The 5,600-nt window shown below is 71.9% G+C and carries 3 protein-coding genes; 1 reads left to right on the top strand and 2 read right to left on the bottom strand.

The features are described from left to right. Window positions 1–3: 3 nt before the first annotated feature. Both AC0AIB_RS30725 and AC0AIB_RS30720 read right to left on the bottom strand, forming a co-directional pair. The gene (locus AC0AIB_RS30725) at window positions 4–1,116 is read right to left on the bottom strand and encodes a GNAT family N-acetyltransferase (protein WP_328339856.1); all 1,113 of its coding nucleotides are present in this window, start codon (window positions 1,114–1,116) and stop codon (window positions 4–6) included. Continuing rightward, a complete protein-coding gene (locus AC0AIB_RS30720) occupies window positions 1,113–2,282 on the bottom strand; it encodes a GNAT family N-acetyltransferase (protein WP_465098017.1) in 1,170 nt (389 codons plus the stop codon). Before AC0AIB_RS30720 ends, AC0AIB_RS30725 begins: the two co-directional genes overlap by 4 nt. A gap of 169 nt (window positions 2,283–2,451) precedes the next feature. Here AC0AIB_RS30720 and secA point away from each other — a divergent pair, with 169 nt between their 5' ends. Beyond that, window positions 2,452–5,379, top strand: coding sequence for a preprotein translocase subunit SecA (gene secA / locus AC0AIB_RS30715; protein ID WP_465098016.1), 2,928 nt, complete (start codon window positions 2,452–2,454; stop codon window positions 5,377–5,379). Window positions 5,380–5,600 lie beyond the last annotated feature (221 nt).

Here is a 5,600-nt window from a genome sequence, read left to right as displayed (position 1 = left end):
GGGTTATTGGGGGTCGGTGGGGAGGAGGGACCAGAGGACCGTGTCGGGGCGGGGGGTGGTGCCCTGGGCGGGGAGGCGGGCGCGCATCAGGCCCTCCTGGTGGAAGCCGGCCCGTTGCAGGACCCGCTGGGAGGCGGTGTCCCAGGGGGCGTTGCCGGCCCAGAGGCGGGCCAGGCCGACCGGGCCGAACGCCCAGCCGGAGAGCAGCCGGACGGCCCGGGTGGCCAGACCCCGGCCGCGCGCCTCGGGCAACAGGCTGTAGCCGATCATCGCCTGGCCGGTGGCCGGTTCGTCGTAGATCAGGGCGCAGCCGCCGACCATCGCGCCGGTCACCGCGTCGAGCAGCGCGAAGTCGGCCGACCGGCCGGTCAGCCATTCGCTCTCGGCGACGGCGCAACGTCGGGCGATGTCTGCCCGGGTCGGTGGGGCCTGACGGACCCGGGTCGCCACCACCTCGGGGCGGGTGTACAGCCGGTACAGCGGCTCGGCGTCCGCAGGTGAGAGCCGCCGCAACGTCACCACCCCGTCGGTGAGCCGGCCGTCGGGTAGATCCGGCAGCGGGCGCGGGGCCGGGCCGGGTGGGTCGCCGGCGAGGCGTACCCAGGCGAGCAGGTCGTGCCGGCTGCCGTCGCGGTCCTGGCCGGCGGACCGGCGTACCCCCTCGGGGTGGAAACCGGCGGCCAGCGCGACCCGCTGGCTGACCGGGTTCTCGGCGTGGACGAGCAGCTCCAGCCGGGTCAGGCCGGCCCGGAACGCGGCGGTCGCCAGCGCCCGGGTGGCCGCGGTGGCGATCCCGCGCCGCCGCGCCCAGGGTGCCACCCAGTAGCCCAGCTCCGCCTGACCCCGGCCGGGCGCGAGGTGGCCGAGCCCGGCACCGCCGACGAGCCGGTCGGTGCCGGCGTCGACGATCGCGTACGCGACGCCGCCGCTCCGCCAGGCCGCCGGGGCGCCCTCGGTGATCCACCGGTGGGCGTCGGCCAGGGTGTACGGCTTCGGCATCGTCGGGTTGAACCGCAGGTTCACCGGATCGGCACACCCGGCGGCGAGGTCGTCGGTGTCGGTCAGGCGGTACGGCCGCAGCCGCAGCCGGCCGGCCTCGATGATCTCCGGCGTCACGTCAGGTCCTCGGCGAGCAGCGCGCCGACCCAGGCGTCGATCCGGTTCCCCCGCTGCGACACCCCGCCCCGCAGCGTGCCCTCGACGGTGAAACCGGCCTTCTCGGCGACCCGGCGGGAGGCGGTGTTGCCGACGTGGGCCTTCCACTCGACCCGGGCCAGGCCCAGGCTGGTGACACCCCAGGCGGCGAGCGCGCCGAGCGCGGCCGGCATCCAGCCCCGCCCCCGTGCGTGCGGCGCGGTCATGAAACCGACCTCGGCCAGCAGCGGATCGGTGGGGCTCAACCGCAGGTCGACGGTGCCGGCGTAGGCGTCGTCCGGGTCGGCCAGCACGAAGCACGCGCTGCTGCCCCGCGCCCAGGACAGCCCGCCGTAGCCCAGGTAGTCCTCCGCATCGGTGCGCTGGTATGTGTGCGGCACGCTGGTCCACCAGACGGTCTCGGCGTCCCGGCAGGTGGCGACCACCCCGTCCAGGTCCCGTTCCTCCATCGGCCGCAGCCGCAGCTCGGTGCCGCCGGTGGTGGCGAACAGGACGGGTTGCGGTCGGCCGAACACGGCGGCCCGGCGGGCGTCCAGGGTGCCCGGCCCGGCCGGACCGGGTGCACCGCCGGCCGGCACCTGGCCGGCCGGCACCTCGCCGGGCAGTAGCGAGCCGATCCAGCCCTCGGCCCGACCGCCCTCGACGGGGTGGGCGAGCCGCAGTTCGCCGGAGACCTGGAAGCCGGCCCGCAGCGCGACCAGCCGGGAGAAGTGGTTGCCGACCTCGGCCTGCCAGACGAGTCGGCGTAGCGCCAGCGCCCCGAAGGCCCAGCGGGCGACCGCCCGGACGGCCCGGACGGTGACCCCCCGGCCGCGGGCCCAGGGGGCGGTCCAGTAGCCGATCTCGGCGGAGTCGAGGGCGCGGTCGATCGAGACCAGGCCGCAGGAGCCGAGCAGCTCGCCGGTGGCCGCGTCGCAGACCGCGAACGGCGCGCCGGTGCCGTCGGCCCAGGCCCGGGGAGCGATCTCGGTGACGAATCCGTGGGCGTGTTCAGGCCGGTACGGACGCGGTACGGTGGTCCAGCGCTGGATGTCCGGGTCCTGGCAAGCCCGGTGTACGTCGTCGGCGTCCGCGGCGAGCCACGGACGCAGCAGCATGCCGCCCTCGATGATCTCCACAGGCTCCATCCGAGTCATCGTGCCGGATCGTTCGCGGTAGGCGTAACCGGATAACCGCCGGTGGCGGGCCGAGCCGAGTGTTATGTCGGTTTAGTCGGGCCGGACCGCCGCCACCAGTGACCATCGCGCCGACGGAGCGCCTACGATGGTTCGAGACTGTCTAGGGGAGCGTTGATCCGTGTCGATTCTGGAAAAGGTCCTCCGCGCGGGCGAGGGCCGTATGGTGCGCCGGCTGAAGGCCATCGCCGCCGCCGTCAACTCGATCGAGGACGACTACGTCAACCTCACCGACGACGAGCTGCGGTCACTGACCGATCAGTACCGGGAGCGGCTCGCCGACGGTGAGACCCTCGACGACCTGCTGCCCGAGGCGTTCGCCACGGTGCGCGAGGCGGCTGCCCGGGTGCTCGGCCAGCGGCCGTACGACGTCCAGGTGATGGGTGGCGCGGCACTGCACTTCGGCAACATCGCCGAGATGAAGACCGGTGAGGGCAAGACGCTGACCTCGGTCATGGCGGTCTACCTCAACGCGCTCTCCGGCAAGGGCGTGCACGTGGTCACCGTCAACGACTACCTGGCCCAGCGCGACGCCGCCTGGATGGGCCAGGTGCACGAGTTCCTGGGCCTGACCGTCGGCGTGGTGCTGCCCAACAGGCCGGCCGTCGAGCACAAGGCCGCCTACGAGTGCGACATCACCTACGGCACCAACAACGAGTTCGGCTTCGACTACCTGCGCGACAACATGGCGTGGTCGCATGACGAGTTGGTGCAGCGTGGGCACAACTTCGCGGTGGTCGACGAGGTCGACTCGATCCTGATCGACGAGGCCCGGACCCCGCTGATCATCTCCGGCCCGGCCGAGCACTCCGCCCGCTGGTACGGCGAGTTCGCCGGGGTGGTGGCCCGCCTCCAGTCCGGCAAGGACGGCGAGGGCGACTACGAGGTCGACTACGCCAAGCGCACCATCGCGGTCACCGAGCGCGGCGTGGCCAAGGTGGAGGACCGGCTCGGCATCGACAACCTCTACGAGTCGGTGAACACCCCGCTGGTCGGCTACCTCAACAACGCGATCAAGGCCAAGGAGCTCTACAAGCGCGACAAGGACTACATCGTCAGCGACGGCGAGGTCCTGATCGTCGACGAGTTCACCGGGCGCATCCTGCACGGCCGCCGCTACAACGAGGGCATGCACCAGGCGATCGAGGCCAAGGAGGGGGTGGAGATCAAGCAGGAGAACCAGACCCTGGCCACCATCACCCTCCAGAACTACTTCCGCCTCTACGAGAAGCTCTCCGGCATGACCGGTACCGCCCAGACCGAGGCGGGCGAGTTCAACAAGGTCTACAAGGTCGGCGTGGTGACCATCCCGACGCACCGGCCGATGGTCCGGATGGACAAGGCCGACGTCATCTACAAGACCGAGAAGGCCAAGTTCAACGCGGTCATCGAGGACATCGCCGAGCGGCACCAGGCCGGCCAGCCGGTGCTGGTCGGCACCGTCTCGGTGGAGAACTCCGAGATCCTGTCCACGCTGCTGCGCCGCCGGGGCATCCCGCACTCGGTGCTCAACGCGAAGTTCCACGCCCGCGAGGCCGAGATCGTCGCCCAGGCCGGCCGCAAGGGTGCGGTCACCGTCGCCACCAACATGGCCGGCCGCGGCACCGACATCCTGCTCGGCGGCAACGCCGAGTTCCTCGCCGCCAACGAGCTGCGCCAGCGTGGCCTCGACCCGGCCGAGCAGGAGGACGAGTACGCCAAGGCGATGGAGGAGGTCCTCCCCACCTGGAAGCAGGCGTGCGAGACCGAGGCCGAGGAGGTCGCCGCCGCCGGTGGCCTCTACGTGCTCGGCACCGAGCGGCACGAGTCCCGCCGGATCGACAACCAGCTGCGCGGTCGGGCCGGCCGGCAGGGTGACCCGGGCGAGTCCCGGTTCTACCTGTCGCTGCAGGACGAGCTGATGAAGCGGTTCCGGGCCGGTGCCGTCGAGGCGGTGATGGAGCGGTTCAACATCCCGGAGGACGTGCCCATCGAGTCGAAGATGGTCACCCGGCAGATCAAGAACGCCCAGGCCCAGATCGAGGGCCAGAACGCCGAGATCCGCAAGAACGTCCTGAAGTACGACGAGGTGCTCAACAAGCAGCGCCAGGTGATCTACGCCGAGCGGCTGCGCGTGCTCAACGGCGAGGACCTCTCCGACCAGGTCCGCAACATGATCGACGATACCGTCGGCGCGTACGTGGTGGGAGCCACCAGCGACGGCTACGCCGAGGACTGGGACCTCGACCAGCTCTGGACGAGCCTCAAGCAGCTCTACCCGGTCGGCGTCACCGTGGAGGAACTGGAGGAGGAGGTCGGCTCCCGGGCCGGCCTGGACCAGGACTTCCTGCTCGCCCGCCTCCGGGAGGACGCGAACGCCGCGTACGACAGGCGCGAGGAAAGCCTCGGCGAGGAGGCCACCCGGCAGCTTGAGCGGATGGTGCTGCTCCAGGTCATCGACCGCAAGTGGCGTGAGCACCTCTACGAGATGGACTACCTCCAGGAGGGCATCAGCCTCCGGGCGTACGCCCAGCGCGACCCGGTCATCGAGTACCAGCGCGAGGGCTTCGACATGTTCGCCACCATGATGGAGGGCATCAAGGAGGAGACGGTCGGCTTCCTCTACAACCTCGAGGTGCAGGTCCAGGAGCCGGAGCCGGAGGCCGAGGAGGTCCAGCTGCTGGAGAAGCCGGTCGAGATCCGGGCCAAGGGGCTCAACCGCGCGCCGCAGCAGCAGGGCCTGCAATACTCCGCCCCCACCATCGACGGTGAGGCCGGCGCGGGCGCGGTGACCGTGGAGCGGCCCGAGCCGGAGCCTTCGGCGCCGGCGCTCGGCATCGGGGGCGGGCAGCAGCAGCCCCGGCCCCAGGCCCGGCCCGCCGCCGGTCCGTCGCCTCGCCCGGCTGCCGCCGGGGCGAGCGGCCAGGCCGCCGCGGCCAGCACCGCCCGACGCAACACGGGCCCGGTCGACCGGGCGGCCGAGGGTGGCCCGTCCCGTAACGCCCCCTGCCCGTGCGGCTCCGGCCGTAAGTACAAGCGCTGCCACGGCGCACCCAACGGCGGCGCCTGATCCGCACCGAAAGGACGCCCGCCCGCGCTGCCTAGCGGGCGGGCGTCCTGCCGTTCCTGTCGTGACGCTTGCCCCGTCCTGCCACCCCCGTGTGCCACCTTCCGCGGTGATCAAGAAGTTTGCGTCAGTTCGATCTCCGGGGATGACCTAAACCTCTTGATCAACACTCCGCCGGCGCGGCGCGGGGCGGGGCGGCGGAGTGTTGATCAAGAGGTTTAGGT

It is taken from the genome of Micromonospora sp. DSM 43699 (assembly GCF_055517075.1).
This window is presented reverse-complemented; position numbering and strand designations above follow the sequence as displayed.

Bases quoted from the DNA above. Each gene is read 5' to 3' on its own strand.
- AC0AIB_RS30720 (WP_465098017.1), bottom strand. From the start codon at position 2,282: ATGGAGCCTGTGGAGATCATCGAGGGCGGCATGCTGCTGCGTCCGTGG.